The following is a 16479-nucleotide window of genomic DNA, read 5'->3' as shown; positions in this document are numbered from 1 at the left end:
TCTGCGCGATCCGCGCCCCGGGCGAGGGGCGAGGCGGACGCCGAGGCATGTTTTACAAACCGGTTGACAGGTTGGCTGCGCGGTGGGAGGTCTTCCGCAACGAAGACGCCGCCGGGGCCGGAGCCCCGATCGGCGCCGGCTTCCGACGCCGCCCGGACCGATGGGTCCGGCGCCGCGTCGCCCAGCGAACCCCTCGATCCGCGGCCCCATGGCCGTCGCTCGAGGTGCGAAAATGATTGGTGGATCACCCATCATTTCCGGGGCGCGAGGAGCCTGGAGGAAGAGGGAGGACGCCGTGCGCTCACGGTCCGGAACGCGCCCCGCCCCGACGGCGGCGCCACGATCCACGGGTAAAAGACCCGTCGATTCGCATCCGAAAATGATTCGTGGATCATGGATCGGAATCCGCGCCGCGGCGGCGGCCTCGGCCGGCGCCGAGCCCCGCCGGGCGGGGGAGGCGGCGGCATGAGCGCGCTCGATCGCCTCTCCGCCCTCGTCGCCCGCGCGACCGCCTGGCTGGCGGCCTTCGCGGTGCTGGCGATGTGCGTCCACGTCGCCGCCGGGATCCTGACCCGCGCCATCCTCGGCGTGTCGCTGACCGGCACGGTCGAGATCGTCTCCTACTACTGGATGGTGATCATCGCCTTCGCGCCCTGGGCCTTCGCCCAGTGGACGCGCGAGCACATCGCCGTCGACGTGCTGGCCACCATGCTGCCGACGCGGGCGCGGGTGATCCTGCAGTTCGCGGCCAACCTCGCGACGCTCGCGGTCATCTGCCTGATCGCCTGGGCGATGATCGACATGGCGATCCGGGCCACGGGCCTGGGCGAGCTGGTGGAATCCGGCGCCGCCGACATCCCCGTCTGGCCCGCCCGCTGGATCGCGGTGGCGGGCGTCGCGGGGATGATCGTGGTGCTGGCGGCGCAGATCCTGCGCCCCGCCTCGGCCGTCGACCCCGCCCCCCGCCCCGAAGGCTTCCACGACGAGGAGACCGGCCTGTGAGCGTCGAGACCGGATTCTACGCCCTGGGCATCCTCGTGGTCCTGCTGGCCCTGCGCGTGCCCATCGGCATCGCGCTGGTGGCGGTGGCCTTCGGCGGCCTCTACACCCTGCGCGGCTGGGCGCCGGCCTTCGGCGCGCTGCGCTCGGTCCCGTTCGAGTTCGTGGCCCACTGGACGCTGTCGGCGGTGCCGATGTTCATCCTGATGTCGGCCATCGCCGCGCGGGCGGGCCTGACGACCGAGCTCTACAACTCCATGCGCCTGTGGTTCGGCCGCCTGCCCGGGGGGCTCGCCATCGCGACCTCCTTCGCGGGCGCGGGGTTCGCCGCGATCTGCGGCTCCTCGCTCGCCACCACCGCCGCCATGGGGCGCATCGCGGTGCCCGAGATGCTGCGCATGGGCTACGACAAGGGCCTGGCGGCGGGCTGCGCGGCGGCGGTGGGCACGGTGGGCGCGCTGATCCCGCCCTCGATCATCATGGTGATCTACGCGCTCTTCGCCGAGGTCTCGGTCTCCAAGATGCTGATCGCGGGGATCGTGCCGGGGCTGCTGACCACGGTGATCTACGCGGCGATGATCTTCCTGCGCTGCTGGGCGAAGCCCGAGCTCGCCCCCACGCTGGACATGGGCCAGGTCACGCTGGGCCAGAAGGTGCGTTCGCTGCGCAGGGTGGCGCCGGTGGGGGTGATCGCGGCGGCGATGATCGGCTCGATCTACGGCGGCTTCGCCACCGCGACCGAGGCCGGCGCCGTGGGCGCCATCGCCACCGCGCTGGTGGCCTGGTCGCAGCGCGCCTTCCGCCTGTCCGAGCTCAAGGACTGCGCCATCGAGACGGCGACGACCTCGGGCGCGCTGTTCCTGATCGCCATCGGGGCCACGCTGCTGACCCAGTTCCTGGCGCTCAGCGGGCTGCCGTTCTTCCTGTCGAACACGATCAAGGCGATGACCTCGGACCCGGTGGTCATCATCCTGATCTGCTGCGCGCTCTACCTGATCCTGGGCGCCTTCCTCGACACGCTGGGCATCCTGCTGCTGACCCTGCCGATCCTGCTGCCGATCTTCGCCAACGCGCGGATCGACGAGATCTGGGCCGGCGTGATCCTGGTGAAGATGCTCGAGATCGGCCTGCTGACGCCTCCGGTCGGCATGAACGTCTTCGTGATGAACAAGGTGGTCGGCGACACGATCCCGCTCGGCCGGATCTTCCGCGGCGTGTCGTGGTTCCTGCTGGCCGAGGTGGCGATCATGGCCCTGCTGATCGCCTTCCCCGGCCTGATCACCGCGCTGCCCGACCTGATGGTCGAATGACCCCCCGCGCCGGCCCGCCGCGCGCGGCGGGTCGGCGACGGCCTGAACCCGAAACGACCCGCAACGAAACGACCGATTTCCCGGAGGAAACGCCATGACCAGACGTCTCGACCTCGCCGCCGCGCTGGCGGCCGCCGCCCTCGCCGTCGCCGCCCCCGCGACGGCCGAAACCTCGTTCGTGCTGGGCCAGTATTCCGGCCCCAACCAGCCGCTGAACGCCCGCGGCATGATCCCCTTCCTCGAGGCGCTGCAGGAGCGGTCGGGCGGCGAGATCCAGACCACCTTCGCCGGCGGCGGCGCGGTGGTGACCGCCAAGACCACGCTCCACGCCCTGAAGGACGGGCTGGTGGACGCGGCCTTCGTGCCGACCGTCTACTACCCCGCGGAGCTTCCGGTCGGGAACATCATCGTCAACCTGGGCGCGATGCTCTCGAACGTGCCGGCCGCCATCGGGGCGATGAACGAGGTGATGCTGCTCGACTGCCCCGAGTGCGACGCCGAGGCCGCCCAGTGGAACATGCGCTACATCGGGTCCTGGTCGCTGACGCCCTATGACCTGATCTGCACCAAGCCGGTGCGCACCGCCGCCGACGTGCAGGGCCTGCGCATCCGCTCGGCCGGGCACACGGTGCCGCTGGCGACCGCGCTGGGCGCCTCGCCGATCAACGTGCCCTCCTCCGAGGTCTACGAGGTGATGGAGCGCGGGCAGGTCGACTGCGCCTTCTCCCCGCCCAACTGGCTCGACGCCAACTCGCTGGGCGAGGTCGCGAAGTTCGTCACCGACGTCAACGCCGGCTCGGTGCCCAACCCGCACTTCCTGATGATGCGCGAGGACCTGTGGCAGGACCTGACCGCCGAGCAGCAGGCCCTGGTCATGGAGCTGTCGCCCATCGCCTCGGCCGGCGGCTACTTCGGCACGCTGGAGACGGACGAGACGGCGCTCGCCGCCGAGGGGATCGAGACCATCGCCCCCGACCAGACCCTGGTCGCCGCGATGGAGGCCGCCGCGAAGGACGCGCTGCCCTCCGCCGTCGCCTCGGCCAAGGAGAAGGGCGTGGAGAACGCGCAGGAGATCGCCGAGCGCTTCCTCGCCGCCTACGAGAAGTGGAAGGGCCTGGTCGACGGCGTGGACAGCGAAGAGGCCTATGCCGAGCTGCTCCGCAAGGAGATCTTCGCCAAGTGGCAGCCCCAGGGCTGACCGACTGAGCGCCGCCTGACCGCGGCCCGACCGACCTCGCCCGCCGCCGCGCGCCCCTGGATCGCGGCGGCGGGCCTCTCACCGTTCACGGGACCCCGCGCATGTTCATCAAGACCGTCGCCCGCGACCCCTCGCTCGAAGCCTTCCGCCAGGAGGTCCGCGCCTTCTGCCGCGAGGAGATCTCGGGCGAGTTCGGCCGCAAGCTCCACCTCGGCCAGCACCTGACGAAAGAGGAGCACCACGCCTGGCTGAAGGCGCTGGCCGCCCGCGGCTGGCTGGCCGGCCACTGGCCGAAGGAGCACGGGGGGCTGGGCTGGTCGCCCCAGCAGGTCGAGATCTTCCATGACGAGACCGGCGGCGCCGGCGCGCCCTGGCTGATCCCCTTCGGCGTCACCATGGTGGGCCCGGTGATCTACACCTTCGGCACGCCCGAGCAGAAGGCCAAGCACCTGCCGGGGATCGTGGCGAACGACGTGTGGTGGTGCCAGGGCTATTCCGAGCCGGGCTCGGGCTCGGACCTCGCCTCGCTGCGCACCCGCGCGGTGCGGGGGACGGACGCCGAGGGCGACCACTACATCGTCAACGGCCAGAAGATCTGGACGACGCTCGCCCAGTGGGCCGACTGGATCTTCTGCCTGGTGCGCACCGATCCCGACGCGCCCAAGCAGAAGGGCATCTCGTTCCTGCTGATCGACATGAAGACCCCGGGCGTGACGGTGCGCAAGATCGACACCATCGACCTGGGCCACCACGTCAACGAGGTGTTCTTCGACAACGTCCGCGTCCCCGCCGAGAACCTGGTGGGCGAGGAGAACAAGGGCTGGACCTACGCCAAGTTCCTGCTGGGCTACGAGCGCGCCGCCGGCGGCGCGACGGGCAAGTACGTCCACTACCTCAACAAGCTGCGCGAGCTGCTCTCGCAGACCTGGGAGGGGGGGAAGCCGCTGTCCGAGACGCCCTCGTTCCGCAAGCGGCTGGCGCGCCACGAGGTCGACCTCGCCGCGCTGAAGGCGCTGGCCGCCGACCAGCTCGCGACCTCGGAGACGGGGGCGCCCTCGCTGACGGGCGCCGCGGCGGTGAAGCTGCGCGCCTCCAACCTCCAGCAGTCGATCCTCGAGACGATGACCGCCGCGCTGGGCCGCCACGGGCTCGCCTACCAGGCCGACGCGCTGTGGGCCGGCTGGAACGGGGAGCTGCTGGGGCCCAAGGAGTCGGCCGGCATCCTCTACGAACATCTCTATCGCCGCGCGGCCACCATCTACGGCGGCTCGTCCGAGGTGCAGCGCACCATCATCGCCAAGGGCGCCCTGGGGCTCTGAGGAGGACCGACATGCCTGCATTCGACGCCGAGGAGCGCGCGCTCCTGCACGACGCCGCGACCGCCTGGTTCGCCGGCAACTATTCCACCGACCACGCCCGCGCCCAGGCCGGGACCGACGACGGCTTCGACCGGGCGGCGTGGAAGGCCTGGGCCGAGATGGGCTGGCTCGGCCTCGCCCTGCCGGAGGCCGCCGGCGGCTCCGAGGGGGGGCTGACCGAGCTCGCCATCCTCTTCGCCGCCGCGGGCGGGAGCCTGGCGCAGGAGCCGCTGCTCCCCTGCCTCGGCCTCGCCGCCCCCGCGATCGCGGAGCTGGGAACGTCCGACCAGGTCGCCGCCCTCGACGCCGTGGCGCGGGGCGAGCGGATCCTGGGCTTCCTGCACTACGAGCCGACCTCGGGCTACGCGCGCGACCATGTCGAGACGCTGGCCGAGCGCGGCGGCGACGGCTGGGTGCTGACCGGCGCCAAGGCCTTCGCGCTGGGCGCGGGTTCGGCCGACGCGCTGCTGGTCTCGGCCCGCATCGGCTCCGCCTCCGGCCCGGTCGCCCTGTTCGAGGTTCCCGCCGACGCGCCGGGGCTGGAGCTGACGCCGGCGCCCGCGCTCGATGGCCGGCGCGGCGCGGCCGCACGGCTCGCGGCCGTGCGCCTGCCCGAGGGCGCGCTGCTGGGCGGGGTCGAGGACGACCGGCTGGCCTTCATCGACCGTCTGCTCGACCGCGCGGGCCTGCTGGTCTGCGCCGAGGCCGCGGGCGCGATGACCCGCGCCGCCGCCGCGACGACCGACTATCTCAAGCAGCGCAAGCAGTTCGGCGCGCCGCTCTCGACCTTCCAGGTGATCCAGCACCGCCTCGCCGACCTCCAGGTCCGCTGCGAGGAGGCGCGCGCCGTCACCCACTCGGCGCTCGAGGCGCAGGACGCGGGCGCCCCCAACGCCGCCGAGGCGGCGCGCCAGGCGCGCGTCACCGTGGGCGAGGACGCCCGCGTGGTCGGGGCCGAGGCGGTGCAGCTTCACGGCGGCATGGGCATGACCGAGGAGCTCGCCGCCGGGCGCTTCTACAAGCGCCTCGTCATGCTCGAGGCGCTGTTCGGCGACGGCGACTGGCACCTGGAGCGGCTGGCCGCGGACATCGACGTCTCGGCGCTGGCCGAGGCCGCGGCGCGCGCCCACCTCGCGACGGCGGAGGCCTGAGCCGATGCCCCGCTTCGCCGCAGAGCTCGCCCGCCTCCGCCCCGACGAGACGGCGCTGGCCGACCCCGCCCGCGCGCTCGGCTGGGGGGAGGTGGACGACGTCCTGAACCGGATCGCCAACGGGCTCGCCGCGCTGGAGATCCCCGACGGGCGCCGCGTCGCCGTCTTCGCCGAGAACGCCGTCGAGACCGCGCTCGCCAATCTCGGCGGGCTGATCGCGGGCCTGTCGGTCACCCCGGTCAACTTCCACCTGACCGCCGAGGAGGCCGCCTACATCCTCGAGACGGCGAAGGTCTCGGTCCTGTTCGTGGATGCCAAGACCGCCGACCGCGGGCTCGCCGCCGCGCAGATCGCGGGCGTGCCGACGGTGATCGGCTGGCACGGCGCGCCCGCGCCGGTCCTCGATTTCGAGACCTGGCTCGCCGCCCAGTCCGGGGCGCCCTGCGCCGAGGATCACCCGCCGCGGCCGAACCTGCTGTTCACCTCCGGCACCACCGGCCGCCCCAAGGCGGTGGAGCTGCCGCCCACCATGTTCGCCGGCGGCGCCACGATCTCCGACCACCTCGCGGCCCTGGGGCAGGACCCGCGGGCGCCGCTTGGCAAGCACCTGGTGGTCGGGCCGATGTATCACACCGGCCCCCTGTCGGGCGCGCGGCTGCTGGCGGCGGGCACGCCCTCGGTGATCCTGGGCCGCTTCGACGCCGAGGCGGTGCTGGCCGCGATCGAGACGCACCGGATCGGGACCACGGTGATGGTCCCCACCCATTTCGTCCGCCTGCTGGCCCTGCCCAGGGAGGTGCGCGCGAAATACGACGTCTCCTCCCTCCAGCGGGTCAACCACACCGGCGCCAAGTGCCCGGTGGAGGTGAAACGCGCGATGATCGAGTGGTGGGGCCCGGTCCTGGTCGAGGCCTACGGCGCGACCGAGATCGGCACCACCAATTCCATCGACTCCCACGAATGGCTCGCCCGCCCCGGCTCGGTCGGCAAGGCCCAGCCGCCGTTCCGCAACCTGGTGCTGGACGAGGACGGGAACGAGGTTCCCCCGGGGACCGAGGGCCGCCTGTGCTTCGTGGACGAGACCGGGCGCGGCCCGATCTACCACGACGACCCCGAGAAGACCGCGGTCGCCTACGTGAAGCCGGGCGTGTTCACCATCGGCGAGATCGCCTTCATGGACGACGACGGCTACGTGTTCATCACCGACCGCTTCTCGGACATGGTCGTCTCGGGCGGGGTGAACATCTACCCCGCCGAGGCGGAGAACGTGCTGATCGACCATCCCGGCGTCGCCGACGTGGCCTGCGTCGCCGCCCCTCACCCGGAGATGGGCGAGGAGCTGGTGGCGCTGATCGTGCCCGAGGATCCCGCCGCGCCCCCCGACCCCGACGAGGTGATCGCCTGGTGCCGCGCGCGCCTGTCGACCTTCAAGTGCCCCCGCCGCGCGATCCTGCGCGACGACCTGGGCCGCAACGCCATGGGCAAGCTGAACAAGCGCGCCCTGAAGGCCCCGTTCTGGGCCGCCGAAAAGGAGGGCGCCGCATGACCTACGAGACCCTGAGGGTCGAGACCCCGGCCGAGGGCGTGGCCCGCATCACGCTCTCGCGCGTCGAGATGCGCAACGCGCAGAACGAGACGCTGCTCTACGAGCTCAACGCCGCCTTCGACGCCGCCGCCCACGATCCGGCGGTGAAGGTGATCGTGCTGGCGGGCGACGGCCCGCACTTCTCCTCGGGCCACGACCTGCGCGGGGCGCGGGACATGACCCAGTTCACCCCCGTCACCGCCTGGGGCGGGGTCGCGGCCGAGGAGAAGGGCGTCGCCGGCCGCCAGGCGCGGGAGGAGGAGATCTACCTCGGCTTCTGCCGCCGCTGGCGGGATCTGCCGAAGCCCACGATCGCGCAGGTGCAGGGCAAGGCCATCGCCGGCGGGCTGATGCTGGTCGCCGTCTGCGACCTGGTGGTCGCCTCCGAGGACGCCCAGTTCTCCGACCCCACCGTGGCGTTCGGGGTGAACGGGGTGGAGTGGTTCTCCCACCCCTGGGACTTCGGCATCCGCAAGGCGAAGGAGATGCTGTTCACCGGCGCCGCCTTCTCCGCCGCCGAGGCGGAGCGGATGGGCTTCGTCAACAAGGTCGTCGCCCGCGACGCGCTGGAGGCGGAGACGCTGGCGCTGGCCTCGCGCATCGCCCAGCGGCCCGCCTTCGGCCTGCGGCTGGCCAAGCAGGCGATGAACCAGGCGCAGGACGCGCAGGGCTTCCAGACCGCCCAGAACGCGGCGATGTCGCTGCACCTGATGGGCCACGCCCATAACGAGATCGTCCACGGCATGCTGGTCGATCCCGCGGGGGCGGAGATCATCCGCCGCGAAGCCAAGGCGAAGTGACCGCGTCCGCCGGGCCGCGCCTGCGGCCCGGCGGCGCCCCTCCGCCCCGCTCCGGGGCGGGGGCGCTAAAAAATAAAACCGGTCAGCCGGTTTTATTATTGAAGCCCGACGCGTCCGACGGCATCTTGCGGGCCGACGAAACGACGCCGGAGGAGCGCCGCGATGGCCTTGCGCACGCGTGTGACGGAGCTGCTGGGGATCGAGCATCCCATCGTGATGGGCGGCCTGACCTTCTACGGGCGGGCGGAGCTGGCGGCCGCCGTCTCCAACGCCGGCGCGCTGGGCATGCTGACCGCGCTGACCCAGCCCTCGCCCGAGGCGCTGGCCGCCGAGATCGCCCGCTGCCGCGGGATGACCGACCGCCCCTTCGGCGTGAACCTCACGATCCTGCCCACCATCGACCCGGTCCCCTACGACGCCTACCGCCGCGCGATCATCGAGGGCGGCGTGCGCGTGGTCGAGACCGCGGGGCGCAACCCCGAGCCCCATGTCGAGGCGTTCCGCGCCGCCGGCGTGAAGGTGATCCACAAGTGCGCCAGCGTCCGCCACGCCCTGTCGGCGGAGCGGATGGGCGTCGACGTGATCTCGATCGACGGGTTCGAGTGCGCGGGGCACCCGGGGGAGGAGGACGTGGGCGGCCTGGTGCTGATCCCCGCCGCCGCCGACCGGGTGACGATCCCGATGATCGCCTCGGGCGGCTTCGCGGACGGCCGCGGCCTCGCCGCCGCGCTGGCGCTGGGGGCCGAGGGGATCAACATGGGCACCCGCTTCTGCGCCACGGCCGAGGCGCCCGCCCATCGCGCGATCAAGGATTTCCTGGTCGCCAACGACGAGCGGGCGACGAACCTGATCTTCCGCTCCCTGCGCAACACCGCGCGGGTGGCGAAGAACGCCGTCTCCGACGAGGCGGCGGCCCGGCTCTCGGTCCCCGGCGCGGGGTTCGAGACGGTGGCGGAGCTCGTCTCCGGCAAGCGCGGGCGGGAGGCGCTGGTCTCGGGCGACGTCGACGGCGGCATCATCTGGGCCGGGCAGGCGCAGGGGCTGATCCACGACGTGCCGACCTGCGCCGAGCTGATCGCGCGCATCATAGCCGAGGCCGAGGAGATCATCGACGGACGCTTCCGGAGGATGCGGGCATGAGCGGGACGAAGCCGATCGACGCGGTGAAGGCGCGGATGGAGGCGACCTTCGCCCGCTGGACCCGCGAGACGACGCTCGCCCAGATGCGCGCCGACTTCGACGACGCGCTGGGGGGGACGGAGGATGTCCCCTTCCGCGCGGTCGAGGTCGCGGGGATGCCCGGCGCCTGGTTCGGGACGGCGGGGGAGGGCGTTCCGCCGGCCGCGATCCTCTACGTGCATGGCGGCGGCTACCAGGTGGGCTCGATCCGCTCGCACCGCGGGCTGATGGGGCGGCTCAGCGCGGCGGCGGGGCTGCCGCTGCTGGCCTTCGACTACCGACTGGCGCCGGAGCATCGGCATCCCGCCGCGCTCGACGACTGCCTCGCCGCCTGGCGCTGGCTGCTGGGGCAGGGCGTGACGCCCGGGCGCGTCGCCATCGCCGGCGACAGCGCCGGCGCGGCGCTGGCGCTGGCGACGATGCTGCGGGCCAGGGCCGAGGGGACGCCCCTGCCGGGGGCGGCCGCGCTGCTCTCGCCCTGGCTGGATCTCGAGGCGACGGGGGAGTCGCTGACCACCCGCGCGGGCCTCGACCCGATGACCCCGCGCGAGAAGCTGCAGGTGATGGCGCGCCTCTACCTCGGGCGCGAGGGCGACCCGCGCCACCCGTTCGCCTCGCCGATCCATGGCGACTTCGCGGGCCTGCCGCCGACCGTGGTGCACGTGGGCGACCACGAGGCGATCCTGAGCGATTCCGAGACCTTCGCCGACCGCGCCCGCGCGGCCGGCGTGGCGGTGGAGCTCGAGGTCTGGCCGGAGATGATCCACCACTTCCAGATCTTCCCGGAACTGCCGGAGGCGGAGCGCTCGCTGGCGAAGATCGGCGCCTTCCTCAGGGCGCGGGTGGGGTAGGGCGCCGCCGGCCGAAAGGGGGGCGGCGCATTGAAATACGGCCTACGCCAGCGGCATGCCGCCCGAGACGCCCAGCGTCTCGCCCGTCACGAAGCCCGCCTCGCGCGAGGCGAGATAGGCGACGGCGGCCGCCACCTCCTCTGGCGCGCCGAGGCGGCGGAGCAGGGTCGAGCCCTCCATCGCGTGCAGCAGCTTGTCGCCGCCCGCCGCCACCGCCTGGCGCAGCAGGGGCGTGTCGACGGGGCCGGGCAGGACCGTGTTGACGGTGATCCCGTAGCGCGCGTTCTCCATCGCCAGCGACTTGCTGAAGGCCTCCAGCCCGGCCTTGGCGGCGGCGTAGACCGCCCCCCCGCGCGAGCCCAGGCGCCCGGCCTCCGAGCCGATCATCAGCAGCCGCCCGAAGCCCTGCGCCTGCATGGCGGGCAGCACGGCCTGGGTCACGCAGAAGGCGGCCTCGAGGTTGATGGCGAGCAGGCGGCGCCAGTCCTCCTCGGTCGTCCGGGTGAAGAAGGCGTGCTGGTCCACGCCGGCGTTGTTCACCGCGACGTCGAAGGGGCCGAGGCGGGCGACGGCCGCGCGCACGGCCGCGAAGTCGGTGAGGTCGACGGCGGCGAAGGCCGCGCCGGTCTCGTCGGCCAGGGCCTCGGCCGCCGCGACGTCGCGGTCGAGGATCGCGACCCGCGCGCCCTCCTCCGCCAGCCGCCGGACCACGGCCGCGCCGATGCCGGCCGCGCCCCCGGTGACGAGGGCGCGCAGGTTCTGGAGGCGGGCCTGGAACTCCACCTTCAGCGCCCCTCGAAGACCGGCTTGCGCTTCTCGATCACCGCCTTCAGCCCTTCGAGCGAGTCCGCGGTGCCCGACAGCTGCGAGGTCTCGCGCGCCTCGTCGGGAAGCGAGGCGTCGAAGCCCCGCGCGAGCCCGTTCCACATCAGCCGCTTGGTGGCCGCCTGCGCCCGCGGCGCCCCGTCGGCGAGCTGGCGGGCGAGGGCGCGGACCTCCGCGTCCAGCGCCTCGTCCGGGACCACGCGGGTGACGAGGCCGATGCGCCCGGCCTCCTCCGCCTCGACGAAGCGGTTGGTCAGCACGATGTCCATGGCTCGCCGGAAGCCCACCAGCCGCGCGAGCGTCGCCGTGGCGCCGCCGTCGGGCGCCATGCCCACGCGGGTGGCGCCGGCCATGAATCGGGTCGAGGCTCCGCAGATCGCGATGTCGGCCGCGCAGGTCAGCCCCATCCCGGCGCCGCCGGTGGCGTAGCCCTGGATCTTCGCGATGACTGGAACTTCCAGGTTGGTCAGGCCCGAGACGCAGGTTTGGAGATACGCCGTGGCCATCCGCAGGAAATTCGGCAGGTCCTCGCCCTTCGAGAAGAACTCCTTCACGTCGCCGCCCGCGCAGAAGATGCGGCCACGGCCCGAGAGGATCACGGCCCGCACCCGGCGGTCGCCGTGCACGGTCATGATCGCCTCGTGCAGGCGGCGGCCGAGCTCGAGGGAGAAGCCGTTGGCGGCCTCGGGGCGGTTGAGCTCGATCTCGGCTATGCCGTCGGCGTAATGGACCAGCACGGGGCCCTCGGCGATCAGCGCCTCGGTCCCCTGGGGGGCGTGGTCTTGCATGGGTCTCTCCTCCCGCAGGCGTTCCTCAGACGAGGAAGGACAGCGTCCAGATCGCCTTGTTGTTGTTGACCAGCACGACCTTCTTGAAGGCCATCCGCAGCTCGCCCTCGATCCGGCGCAGGGTGTATTCCGCCCGCGCGCCCCAGACGACGTCGCCGCGCAGGTTGGTCTCGAAGATCATCACGTTGGCGGCGACGCGGATGTCGTCGCGCTCGCTCTCCAGCAGCTCGACGTTGGAGATCACCCGCGCGAGCTGGCTGGGCGGGGTCTGCGAGTGCCGCCGCCCCGTCTTCAGCTGCCGGATCCGCAGCGCGATGCGGGAGCGGTTGTCGTAGATCATCGACATCTGCCGCTCGGGGTCGATGTCCGCGCCGTTGGCGGGCACCCAGTAGAGGGCGTCGTCGGTCCACAGCGCCTCCCACCCGTCGTAGTCGTGCGTGTCCTGAAGGCGGGCCTCCCGGTAGAGGAACTGGGAGACCTCGAAATGCAGGGCGGGGTCGGCGCGGACCGCGGTCTTGTCGGCGCCGGTCCATTCCTTGAGGATCTCGGGGCCGGCGATGTCTTCGGCTGCGATGGACATGGATCAGGCCTCCCGACCGGGGCGCGACATGACCGAGCGGTAGTGCTCCCAGATGTGGCGGCTGGGCAGGTCGTCGGTGGAATGGGCGATGGTGAAGCCGTCCTCGTCCTGCCGCTCCCGGTGCTCGCCGCGTTTCAGGAACAGCCACTCGGGATCCCGGATCTCGAGGCCGCGCTGGTTGCGCTCGTACATCTCGGTGTCGTCGGCGAGCAGGAAGCCCGCGGGCCCGACCGAGCCCATGGTCTGCTGGCGCAGGCGGCGGTTCATGTCGGGCGCGCCCTTGAATTGGATCGCGGTGACGTTCTGGATCGACTCGTTGGCCGAGACCGGCTGGATCACGAAAATCTGGATCTCGGCGATGAAGAGGTTGGGGAAGATCATGACGTGGGGCATGCCGTCGATCATGATCTCGCGGGCCTTCTCCGGCCCGTAGGCCGCGTTCATCTGCTCCACGTAGGCGGGCAGCTTGGCGGCGGTGGTCCCGAACCAGCTGAGCGGCTCGTCGCGGCGGCGGAACTCGGGGCGCACGTCGACCTCGGTGTGCCCGTTGCCCAGCGCGCGGGTCACGCAGACCGCGTCGTCGCCGTAGATCGAGCCTATCTGGCTGTCCGAGACCGAGAAGATCGAGGAATGCACGAAGGCGGGGTGGTAGCCGTCGCACTCGTTCTCGAGGATGAACTTCCAGTTGGCCTTGGTGCGGTGCTTGAGGAAGCCCGCGGTGACCTCGATCTCGCCGGTGGGGGAGTTGTCGCAGGCCTGGTCGATGGTGCGTTTCGCCCCCGCCAGGTGCTCCTCCAGCGGGATCACCTCGGGGTCCATGCAGCCGAAGACGAAGCCGCGGTAGGATTCGACCCGCGGCACCTGGCCGAGGCCGAGCTCGCTCTTCGGCGCGTCCTTGTAGCCCTCCGGGAAGGCGTAGCCGATCAGTCGGCCGTCGTTGGCGAAGGTCCAGGAATGGTAGGGGCAGGTGAAGCGGGCGCGGTTGCCCTTCTCCTGCACGCAGACGGCGTTGCCACGGTGGGGGCAGCGGTTCAGCAGCAGCCGGACCTCGCCCTTCATGTCGCGCACCATCAGCACCGGCATGGGCCCGAGGCTCTTGGTCACGAAGTCGTTCGCGTCCGGGATCTCGCTCTCGTGGCCGATGTAGACCCAGGTGCGGAACCAGATCTTCTCGACCTCCTCGCGGAAGATCGCCTCGTCGTAATAGAGCGAGCCGTGGACCCGGCCGGGTTCGATCAGGCCGTCCCAGCGGCCGGAGTGGGGGGAACCGTCCATGTCGGCCTCCGTGAGTGGGTGGCGGGGGCGCGGCTCGGGGCGAGGCGCGGCTGCGAGTCAATAAACCGGACAGGCGTTTTATTAATTTGCTTCGATGCAGCGGTCAACCATCGAGGCGACGATCGAAGGGTCGCGGGCGAAGCGCGTCAGGACGCTTGACCGGCGCGGTTGCAGCGGCGTAACCAACATATTAACCGGACGTCCGTCTTGAAATTGAATAGCACCTCCGCGCCGCCCCTGCAAAGGGCCGATGCCGCGGCGGCGCGCAGGGAGGCTCCCCGCCATGAACGCTTTCGCCCAGACCCCGCCCGAGAAGGGCTTCCGCCTGCCCGACCCCGACTTCGTGCCCGAGGAGCTGCAGATGCTCCGCGCCCAGGTGCGCCGCTTCGTGGAGACCGAGATCCAGCCCCATGCCGAGGCCTGGGAGGAGGCCGGCGAGATCCCGCGCGAGCTGTTCCGCAAGCTCGGCGCGCTGGGCCTGCTGGGGATGCAGCACGCCGAGGACTATGGCGGCACCCAGATGGGCGCGCTCGCCTCGGTGGTTTTCGGGGAGGAGCTCAGCCGCTCCACCTTCGGGGGCGTGACCGCGGCGATCACCGTGCACACCGACATGTCGGCGAGCCACATCTCCCGCGTCGGCACGCCCGAGCAGAAGGCCGAATGGCTGCCCCGGATCTGCGCCGGAGAGGTCGTGTGCGCCATTGCGGTGACCGAGGCGGGCGGCGGCTCGGACGTGGCGGGGCTGCGCACGCGGGCGCGCCGCGACGGGCCCGGCGAGGACGCGGACTGGATCATCGACGGCTCGAAGATGTTCATCACCAACGGCGTCTACGGCGACCTGCTGATCGTCGCCGCCCGCACGGGCGGGGAGGGCGCGCGCGGCGTGTCGCTGTTCCTCGTCCCCCGCGACACGCCGGGCGTGAGCGTGGCGCAGAAGCTGAAGAAGCACGGCTGGCTCAGCTCAGACACCGCCGAGCTCTACTTCGATTCCGTGCGCGTCCCCGCCTCCGCCCTGCTGGGCGGCGAGAACCGCGGCTTCTACGCGATCATGCAGGGCTTCGAGCATGAGCGCCTGATGATCGGCGCCTTCTCGGCCGGGGAGGGCGCCAAGGCGATCGAGCTGACGCTCGACTACGTCCGCCAGCGCCGCGCCTTCGGCAAGACCATCTGGGACCAGCAGGCCACCCGCCAGCGTCTGGCGATGCTGGCGAGCCAGGTGGCGATGGTGCGCGCGCTGACCTACCAGACGGCGGTGGCGCTGGACGCGGGCCGGCCGGTCAGCCTCGAGACCGCGATGATCAAGTCCACCGGCCCGGAGATCCTGCACGAGGTCGTGCACGGCTGCCTCCAGCTCCACGGCGGGACCGGCTACATGCGCGGAACCCCCATCGAGCGCATGGCCCGCGACGCCCGCATCCTGCGCATCGGCGGCGGCGCGACGGAGGTGATGCTGGAGGAGGTCGCCAAGCGGATCTGAGCGGGGCAGGGCGGGGGCGCGTCGACAAGCGCCCGACGCCCGCCTCGGCATGGCGGGGATGGCGCATTGAAATGCGCCCTACGGAGGCGGCCGGCGGGTGCATCCCGTCCATCCCGTAGGGCGCATTTCAATGCGCCGTCCGCGCGCGCCGCCCGTCGGACCCGACCCGACGAGCGGCCGCGCCTTATTTCTTCAACGTCGCCAGCCGGTCCTGCGTGCGGCCGGCCGCGCCGAACTCCGACGGCGCCAGGCCCTCGAAGGCGGTGATCCGCCCCCAGGCGGCGGCCACGTCCTCGACCGAGGCGGGGCCGTGGGGGTCGAACTGCACGCCCTGGCTCTCGAAATAATGCAGCCGCCCGAAGCCGCCGGCGGCCGCGGTGACGATCACGCCGGTGTCCTGGCAGGCCTCGGAGGCGAGATAGGCCACCGCCGGGGAGACATGGGCGGGGTCGAGCATCGCGAGATAGTCCTCCGGGATCCCGAGGTTCTCGGTCATGCGGCTGCGCGCGCCCGGCGAGACGGCGTTGACCAGCACGTTCTTCTTCGCGCCCTCGATCGCCAGCGTCCGCATCAGCCCCAGCAGCCCCTCCTTCGCCGAGCCGTAGTTGGCCTGCCCGAAGTTGCCGGAGGTGCCCGCCACGGATGTGGTGAAGATCACCCGCCCGTACCCCTGGTCGAGCATGTGTCCCCAGGCGGCCTTGGTGCAGAACACCCCGCCCCAGTAGTGCACGTCGAAGACCGCGCGGAAATCGTCGAGGTTCGCCTTGGCGAAGGACTTGTCGCGCAGGATGCCGGCGTTGTTCACCAGCACGTCGATCCGCCCGAAGGCGCGGAGCGCGGCGTCGACGATGGCCTCGCCGCCCTCCTTCATCGCCACGCTGTCGTAGTTGGCCACCGCCTCGCCGCCGGCGTCGCGGATCTCGTCCACCACGCGGTCGGCGGCGGCCATGTTCTCGCCCGAGCCGTCCATCGCGGAGCCGAGGTCGTTGACCACCACCTTCGCGCCCTGCTTCGCCAGCAGCAGCGCGTGGGCCCGGCCCAGCCCCGCGCCGGCCCCGGTCACCACGGCCACGCGGCCCTCCAGCCTCAACGTCATGTCGCTT

15 protein-coding genes are annotated in these 16479 nt (G+C 71.9%); 10 read left to right on the top strand and 5 right to left on the bottom strand.

Annotated features, from left to right (window positions below):
* Positions 1–465 precede the first annotated feature (465 nt).
* From P2H44_RS16160 to P2H44_RS16120, 9 genes are all read left to right on the top strand, one after another.
* Positions 466–1002, top strand: a complete 537-nt coding sequence (locus P2H44_RS16160; protein ID WP_275764971.1) for a TRAP transporter small permease — start codon at positions 466–468, stop codon at positions 1000–1002.
* On the top strand, positions 999–2309 hold the full coding sequence (locus tag P2H44_RS16155) for a TRAP transporter large permease (protein ID WP_275764969.1): 1311 nt from the start codon (positions 999–1001) through the stop codon (positions 2307–2309). The genes P2H44_RS16160 and P2H44_RS16155 overlap by 4 nt, the downstream gene beginning before the upstream one ends.
* 94 nt (positions 2310–2403) lie before the next feature.
* On the top strand, positions 2404–3507 hold the full coding sequence (locus tag P2H44_RS16150) for a C4-dicarboxylate TRAP transporter substrate-binding protein (RefSeq protein WP_275764967.1): 1104 nt from the start codon (positions 2404–2406) through the stop codon (positions 3505–3507).
* Between the two features lie 101 nt (positions 3508–3608).
* Positions 3609–4826, top strand: a complete 1218-nt coding sequence (locus P2H44_RS16145; RefSeq protein ID WP_275764965.1) for an acyl-CoA dehydrogenase family protein — start codon at positions 3609–3611, stop codon at positions 4824–4826.
* Between the two features lie 11 nt (positions 4827–4837).
* Positions 4838–6016: an acyl-CoA dehydrogenase family protein gene (locus P2H44_RS16140; RefSeq protein ID WP_275764964.1), complete on the top strand. Its 1179-nt coding sequence runs from the start codon at positions 4838–4840 to the stop codon at positions 6014–6016.
* A 4-nt stretch (positions 6017–6020) separates the two neighbouring features.
* Positions 6021–7562: an AMP-binding protein gene (locus P2H44_RS16135; protein ID WP_275764962.1), complete on the top strand. Its 1542-nt coding sequence runs from the start codon at positions 6021–6023 to the stop codon at positions 7560–7562.
* Positions 7559–8401, top strand: coding sequence for an enoyl-CoA hydratase (locus P2H44_RS16130; RefSeq protein ID WP_275764960.1), 843 nt, complete (start codon positions 7559–7561; stop codon positions 8399–8401). Before P2H44_RS16135 ends, P2H44_RS16130 begins: the two co-directional genes overlap by 4 nt.
* 162 nt (positions 8402–8563) lie before the next feature.
* The gene (locus P2H44_RS16125) at positions 8564–9541 is read left to right on the top strand and encodes an NAD(P)H-dependent flavin oxidoreductase (RefSeq protein ID WP_275764958.1); all 978 of its coding nucleotides are present in this window, start codon (positions 8564–8566) and stop codon (positions 9539–9541) included.
* Positions 9538–10431 (top strand): alpha/beta hydrolase, encoded by an 894-nt coding sequence (locus tag P2H44_RS16120; protein ID WP_275764956.1) that lies wholly within the window; start codon positions 9538–9540, stop codon positions 10429–10431. The genes P2H44_RS16125 and P2H44_RS16120 overlap by 4 nt, the downstream gene beginning before the upstream one ends.
* Positions 10432–10473: 42 nt before the next feature.
* On the opposite strand, the gene P2H44_RS16115 is transcribed toward P2H44_RS16120, so the two are convergent.
* Genes P2H44_RS16115 through P2H44_RS16100 form a run of 4 tightly spaced genes read right to left on the bottom strand, consistent with a single transcriptional unit; the run spans position 10474 to position 13899 of the window.
* A complete protein-coding gene (locus tag P2H44_RS16115; protein ID WP_275764954.1) occupies positions 10474–11214 on the bottom strand; it encodes an SDR family NAD(P)-dependent oxidoreductase in 741 nt (246 codons plus the stop codon).
* Between the two features lie 2 nt (positions 11215–11216).
* Positions 11217–12044, bottom strand: a complete 828-nt coding sequence (locus P2H44_RS16110) for an enoyl-CoA hydratase/isomerase family protein (RefSeq protein ID WP_275764953.1) — start codon at positions 12042–12044, stop codon at positions 11217–11219.
* Between the two features lie 25 nt (positions 12045–12069).
* Complete coding sequence (locus P2H44_RS16105; RefSeq protein WP_275764951.1) at positions 12070–12624, bottom strand: aromatic-ring-hydroxylating dioxygenase subunit beta; 555 nt, start codon at positions 12622–12624, stop codon at positions 12070–12072.
* A 3-nt stretch (positions 12625–12627) separates the two neighbouring features.
* Complete coding sequence (locus P2H44_RS16100; RefSeq protein ID WP_275764950.1) at positions 12628–13899, bottom strand: aromatic ring-hydroxylating oxygenase subunit alpha; 1272 nt, start codon at positions 13897–13899, stop codon at positions 12628–12630.
* 283 nt (positions 13900–14182) lie between these two features.
* On the opposite strand from P2H44_RS16100, the gene P2H44_RS16095 reads away from it, so the two are divergent.
* Positions 14183–15376: an acyl-CoA dehydrogenase family protein gene (locus P2H44_RS16095; protein WP_275764948.1), complete on the top strand. Its 1194-nt coding sequence runs from the start codon at positions 14183–14185 to the stop codon at positions 15374–15376.
* Between the two features lie 184 nt (positions 15377–15560).
* Here P2H44_RS16095 and P2H44_RS16090 read toward each other — a convergent pair whose 3' ends face one another.
* Positions 15561–16472 (bottom strand): SDR family NAD(P)-dependent oxidoreductase, encoded by a 912-nt coding sequence (locus P2H44_RS16090; protein ID WP_275764947.1) that lies wholly within the window; start codon positions 16470–16472, stop codon positions 15561–15563.
* Positions 16473–16479 lie beyond the last annotated feature (7 nt).

The sequence above is a fragment of the Albimonas marina genome, assembly GCF_029223255.1.
Classification (GTDB): Bacteria; Pseudomonadota; Alphaproteobacteria; order Rhodobacterales; family Rhodobacteraceae; genus Albimonas.
Note: the sequence above shows the minus strand (reverse complement) of the source record. Positions and strands in the feature narration are given on the sequence as shown.

Coding starts and splice junctions, on each gene's coding strand:
- P2H44_RS16160 (WP_275764971.1), top strand. CDS start 466: ATGAGCGCGCTCGATCGCCTCTCCGCCCTCGTCGCCCGCGCGACCGCC.
- P2H44_RS16150 (WP_275764967.1), top strand. CDS start 2,404: ATGACCAGACGTCTCGACCTCGCCGCCGCGCTGGCGGCCGCCGCCCTC.
- P2H44_RS16145 (WP_275764965.1), top strand. CDS start 3,609: ATGTTCATCAAGACCGTCGCCCGCGACCCCTCGCTCGAAGCCTTCCGC.
- P2H44_RS16140 (WP_275764964.1), top strand. CDS start 4,838: ATGCCTGCATTCGACGCCGAGGAGCGCGCGCTCCTGCACGACGCCGCG.
- P2H44_RS16135 (WP_275764962.1), top strand. CDS start 6,021: ATGCCCCGCTTCGCCGCAGAGCTCGCCCGCCTCCGCCCCGACGAGACG.
- P2H44_RS16130 (WP_275764960.1), top strand. CDS start 7,559: ATGACCTACGAGACCCTGAGGGTCGAGACCCCGGCCGAGGGCGTGGCC.
- P2H44_RS16125 (WP_275764958.1), top strand. CDS start 8,564: ATGGCCTTGCGCACGCGTGTGACGGAGCTGCTGGGGATCGAGCATCCC.
- P2H44_RS16120 (WP_275764956.1), top strand. CDS start 9,538: ATGAGCGGGACGAAGCCGATCGACGCGGTGAAGGCGCGGATGGAGGCG.
- P2H44_RS16110 (WP_275764953.1), bottom strand. CDS start 12,044: ATGCAAGACCACGCCCCCCAGGGGACCGAGGCGCTGATCGCCGAGGGC.
- P2H44_RS16105 (WP_275764951.1), bottom strand. CDS start 12,624: ATGTCCATCGCAGCCGAAGACATCGCCGGCCCCGAGATCCTCAAGGAA.
- P2H44_RS16100 (WP_275764950.1), bottom strand. CDS start 13,899: ATGGACGGTTCCCCCCACTCCGGCCGCTGGGACGGCCTGATCGAACCC.
- P2H44_RS16095 (WP_275764948.1), top strand. CDS start 14,183: ATGAACGCTTTCGCCCAGACCCCGCCCGAGAAGGGCTTCCGCCTGCCC.
- P2H44_RS16090 (WP_275764947.1), bottom strand. CDS start 16,472: ATGACGTTGAGGCTGGAGGGCCGCGTGGCCGTGGTGACCGGGGCCGGC.